Genomic DNA, 3,463 nt, shown 5'->3' on the forward strand with positions numbered 1-3,463 from the left:
GGGAAGAGAAGTTCCGCGACCGGGTGGGATACGTGGGCCGCGTGGGCGCCGCGCCGACTCCTGCCCTGGGGGGCGGGTCAGGCGGGCGACGGGCCCCGGGCTTCACCGGAAGCAGGCGGTGCGTGCCTGCTTCCGGGAGGTGCGGATGGCTACTGCGAGTCCTTGGCGGTGCCCGTCGTCTTCGGGGCGCCGTCCAGGTAGGCGCGGAAGGCCTCGAAGGCGTAGGGCCGGCCGAGGAAGTCCTGCACCAGCTCCGCGGCGGGCTTGGAGCCGCCGGGGTCCAGCACGGTGTGGCGGTACTTCATCGCCAGGTCCCGGTCCAGGTAGCCCGTCTCCTGGAACTTCGACTCCAGGTCCTTCGCGATGACGAACGACCACAGGTACGTGTAGTACGCGGCCGAGTACCCATCCAGGTGCCCGAAGGCGAGCTCGAAGTGGGTGCCGTCGCGGAACTCGTGGCGGAAGGGGCTGAGCTTCTTCTGCAGCTCGGAGAGGACCGCGGCCGTGTCGAAGCCCGGCGCGCGCGAGTAGTACTGGAGGCTGACGGCGGACAGGAACAACTGCCGGCGCGCCCACAGGCCCTGGCCGAACTCCTTCGACGCGCGCAGCTTCTCCACCAGCTCCGCGGGGATGGGCTCGTTCGTCTCATGGTGCTTGGCGAAGCTCTTGAGCACCTCCGGCTGCTGCGCCCACTGCTGCAGCAGCATGGACGGCGTCTCCACGAAGTCGCGCTCGGTGGAGATGCCGGAGATGGGCGTCCACTTCTGGTGGCCGGAGAAGACGGTGTGCATCAGGTGGCCGAACTCGTGGAAGAACGTCTCCACCTCGTCGTGCGTCATCAGGTCGCCGGGGCGCGGGAAGTTGCACACCAGCACGCCCTCCGGCAGCCGCTTGTCGGCTTCACCGGTGATGAGGTCGAACTGCGCCGCGTGCTTGTACTTGTCGTTGCGCGGGTGCATGTCCAGGAAGATGCGGCCCAGGGGCTTTCCGCCCTCCAGCACGTCGTAGGCCTCCACGTCGGAGTGCCACGTCTTCACGTCCTTCACCGTCTGGAACGTCACCCCCCACAGGCTGGAGGTGATGGCCATCACGCCGTCCTTCACCCGCGCGTACTCCAGGTAGGGCCGCACCGTCTGCGAGTCGTAGCCGAAGCGCTCCGCGCGCACCCGGTCCTCGTAGTAGTCGTGGTCCCACGGCTCCACCACCGTGGCGCCCTTCACGTCCTTCTTCTTGCGCGCCAGCAGGTCCGCCATCTCCTTCTTCGCGCGGGCCTCCGTGGACTGCGCCAGCTGGTCGATGAAGTCCGCGGCCGCCTGCTGCGTGCGCGTCATCCGCGTCTCGGTGGTGAAGGCCGCCCAGTTCGCGTACCCCAGGAGCGTCGCCAGCTCGTTGCGCTTCTCGATGAGCTGGGCGAGCACCGCCTGGTTGTTGGGGAACGCGCGCTGCCGGTAGGCGCGCCACAGCTTCTCGCGCGCCTTGGCGTTCTTCGCGTACGTCATGAACGGGAAGTAGTCCGGGTAGTTGCTGGTGATGATGACCTTGCCGTCCGCGCCCGGCGCGTGCGCCTTCTTGTAGTCCTCCGGCAGGCCGTCCAGCTCCTTGGGCGTGAAGGCCACCTTGCGGATGTCCTCCGCGATGTTCTGGCTGAACTGCTGGCCCAGCTTGAGGATCTCCTCGTTGAGCGCCTTCACCTTCTGGCGCGTGGGCTCGTCGCGGTCCACGCCGGCGCGGCGGAACTCCAGCAGCGAGCGGTCCATCCAGTGGCGCGTGGGCGCGTCCGTCTTGGACAGGTCCACCAGCGACAGCGCGTCGTAGACGCTCCGGTCCTGGGCCAGCGCCACGTTGGCCGCGTCCACCTGCTGCTCGCACTCGCGGGCCGCGTCGCGCATGGCGGCGTCCGGGTGCACCTCGTGGGTGAGGCTGGTGCGGTTGGCCGCGTTGATGAGCGCCGTCTGCGCCTCGTCATAGGCCTTGAGCACCGCCTGGCCGTTCGACTTCGCGTCCAGCTTCTTCAGCGCCACCACCTGCGCCTGGGCCCGCTCCAGGTCCGCCTTGCACAGGGCCTTGAAGGTGTCCGGCGTGCCCGCCAGCGGCTCGGAGCCCTTGAAGGGCGCCAGCTGGGGCTTGGACGCATTGGCCGCGATGCGGGCCTGGGCCTCGCGGTTGTTCGTGATGCTGCCGTTGGAGCAACCCGTCGCGGCGAGCGCCGCCATGACGGTGAGCGCGGGGATTTTCAAAGGGACTTCCTCCAAAAGGAACGACGCGAAACGCCGGCCCGTCATGCCACATCCCCACCCCTTCGCGCCTGTCCGCTGTGAACGGCCGGCCTGCCCCGAAGGGCGCTCCTGGAGCCTGCCTGCCCACCGTGACGCACCTCGCCTTGAGCGGCGCCCGGCCGCCCGGTACTCCAGCGGCTGCTTCGTGGTCCATGCAGGTCTCCTGGCCGGAGGGTGACAGACAGATGCGCAAGGCACTGGGTGCGGTCGCGGCGTTGCTGTTGTGGGGCTGTGGTGGCGCGGGGACGGACGTCCCGCCTGCCTCCCCCGCTTCTCCCGATGGACTGACGGTCAGCTCGGAGGTGGGGTTGACCCAGGGGGCTTGGACGCGAGGGGGGCAAGACGTGTCCTTCTCCTCCCGGGAGGTGGAGCCCGGGGTGTACCGGCTGGAGGTGCGCACGCACGGGTTGACGCTCACCGGCCTGATGGACCCCGCGTCCGGCGTGTCCTCGCTGGATGGCTTCGCGGAAGAGAACGCGCAGGACACGCAGGTGGTGGACGCGGACCGCGAAGTGCTGGCGGCCTTCTACCAGGCGCTCAACCAGGGCCTGCCCGCGGGCGACGCGGCGACGCCGGAGGCCATGTACCTGCGGCGCGCGGTGGGCCTGTGGGCGCAGCACCCCACGAGCGTCGCGCTGAAGCGCACGGTGATGGGCGAGCAGGGCCGCGGCTACACGATGCTGTGCAGCTACGCGAAGTGCGCGGGCAAGAACGTGGGCAGCTGTGGCGGCACGTACAACTGGTACTCGTACGCGAAGCACGACTGCGACAAGGGCGGCTTCGACAACGCGAAGAACCAGCAGATCGCCCAGCTGGGCGACCACACGTCGTGCAACGGCGACGAGTACTACATGAACGGCAGCACCTGGGTGTGCGGTGAGCCGGACCACTGGTCGCGCCCCAAGGTGATGGGCAACTGCTTCGGCCGCTGCGGCGGGGGCTGCGGTGGTGACACGCAGTACACGCTGGACGCGACGAACCACGACGGCTGCGTGCGCAACGGGCACGTGCTGGCGAGCGGCTGGTGCGATGACCAGTTCGTGTCCGCCACGGACGACGAGCTGTTCGCGCCCAACTGCTACTGACGGCGGATGGGACGCGGGGCGCGATACGTGGCGGGGGCGGTGGGGCTGTGGCTCGCCGCGTCCGCCTGCACGTCCACGACGTCCTCGAAGGCGGAGGCCGGG

General features: G+C 69.3%; 2 protein-coding genes. One reads left to right on the forward strand and one right to left on the reverse strand.

Translation table 11 applies throughout. The annotated features are described in order from the left end of the window. Positions 1-149 precede the first annotated feature (149 nt). Positions 150-2,213, reverse strand: coding sequence for a M3 family metallopeptidase (locus D7Y13_RS40020; protein WP_120533873.1), 2,064 nt, complete (start codon positions 2,211-2,213; stop codon positions 150-152). 248 nt (positions 2,214-2,461) lie between these two features. On the opposite strand from D7Y13_RS40020, the gene D7Y13_RS40025 reads away from it, so the two are divergent. After that, positions 2,462-3,361 (forward strand): hypothetical protein, encoded by a 900-nt coding sequence (locus D7Y13_RS40025; protein ID WP_120584233.1) that lies wholly within the window; start codon positions 2,462-2,464, stop codon positions 3,359-3,361. The last annotated feature ends 102 nt before the right edge of the window (positions 3,362-3,463 follow it).

This window comes from Corallococcus praedator (assembly GCF_003612125.1).
GTDB lineage: Bacteria > Myxococcota > Myxococcia > Myxococcales > Myxococcaceae > Corallococcus > Corallococcus praedator.